The 1521-nt window shown below is 37.1% G+C and carries 2 protein-coding genes; both read left to right on the top strand.

Going from position 1 to position 1521, the window contains the following annotated elements; genetic code table 11:
- Positions 1–754, top strand: a 754-nt coding sequence (locus tag SMIDD26_RS06670) for a M42 family metallopeptidase (RefSeq protein WP_061439622.1), incomplete at its 5' end; no start/stop codon positions are given.
- Positions 755–771: 17 nt separating this feature from the next.
- Positions 772–1521: hypothetical protein (locus SMIDD26_RS06665; protein ID WP_061439683.1), on the top strand; the 750-nt coding region annotated here is incomplete at its 3' end.

Below are 1521 nucleotides of genomic sequence, written 5' to 3'. Positions count from 1 at the left end.
TGAAGGTGAAAACTGTACCGTTCATGTGGCTAGCACAGGTCAAAAAGTATCAGGAACCATCCTCATCCACCAAACTTCTTGCCATGTCTATAAGGATGCAGGAACTGCAGAACGCACGCAGGATAATATGGAAGTTCGTTTGGACGCCAAAGTAACCAGTGAAAAAGAAACTCGTGCTCTTGGTATTGAGGTCGGTGATTTTATCAGCTTTGATCCACGAACCGTCGTGACAGAGACAGGTTTTATCAAGTCTCGTCATTTGGACGATAAGGTCAGTGCAGCGATTTTGCTTAATCTCCTTCGTATTTATAAGGAAGCGAAGATTGAATTGTCTGTAACAACCCATTTTGCTTTTTCAGTTTTTGAAGAAGTGGGACACGGTGCTAATTCTAACATTCCTGATCAGGTAGTAGAATATCTGGCTGTGGATATGGGAGCTATGGGAGATGACCAGCAAACAGATGAGTACACAGTGTCTATTTGTGTCAAGGATGCCTCAGGGCCTTATCACTATGACTTCCGTCAACACTTGGTTGCCTTGGCGAAAGAGCAAGATATTCCATTTAAGTTGGATATCTATCCATTTTATGGTTCGGACGCTTCAGCGGCCATGTCTGCAGGGGCAGAAGTCAAACACGCCCTTCTCGGTGCTGGTATCGAGTCTAGTCATTCTTATGAGCGTACTCATATTGACTCGGTGGTTGCGACGGAGCGTATGGTTGATGCCTATCTAAGAAGTGAGTTAGTGGAGTGAAGGTGCGATAAAGTATAATGTATGAAATACTGAAACAATTAGCAACGCCTGCTATAATAACAGGGCTGATTTCGAGTTTGTATGCTTATTTCCAAAAGAAAAAAGAAGAATATCGTAAGTATGTGTATAAAAACAAACAAGAAAACTTTAAAGAACTAGTTGTTTATGCCGATGAACTGGTAGATAAAGGAATTACTAATCCAGATTTAGAAAAACTACTTTTTAAAATTTCTCAAAAAATTAACCCGTATGGACGAAAAATAAAAACTTTTGGTAAATATCAGTGGATAGAAGATGATGGATATGTATGGTATCAAATAGAAATGATAGAGAAAAAACTTGCTTTTCAAATACTTCAAATAAAAGATTTAAAAGAACTAGCTCATCGGATACAAATTTCTAAACGATTACTAGATATAAAAGTAGAACAAAATATTTCGCTTATAAATTCAGCTAAAATATGGTTTTATTTATCTCAGTATGCGATGTTATTACTTCAGCTATTTTTCATGTACTCTGGATATAATTGTTTTATCGAACAACCCACTGAACTCTCTTCGTCTTTGGCTTTTTGCTTGATTTTTGTAATGATTTTAATTTTTTTACTCCCAGAATTGAGTGTTAATGAAAGCGATGCTAGAAACTCTGAAATAGGCATTACAGTGCTCTCTTTCTTTATTGCCGCAGTTGATGCTGGGGTAGCGTATTATTTATTTAATAATCCTTTTATTGCTTTCCTTGGTGGAATGTTTTCACTACTTCTAATT

Source organism: Streptococcus mitis, from assembly GCF_001579035.1.
Taxonomy (GTDB): Bacteria; Bacillota; Bacilli; order Lactobacillales; family Streptococcaceae; genus Streptococcus; species Streptococcus mitis_J.
Note: the sequence above shows the minus strand (reverse complement) of the source record. Positions and strands in the feature narration are given on the sequence as shown.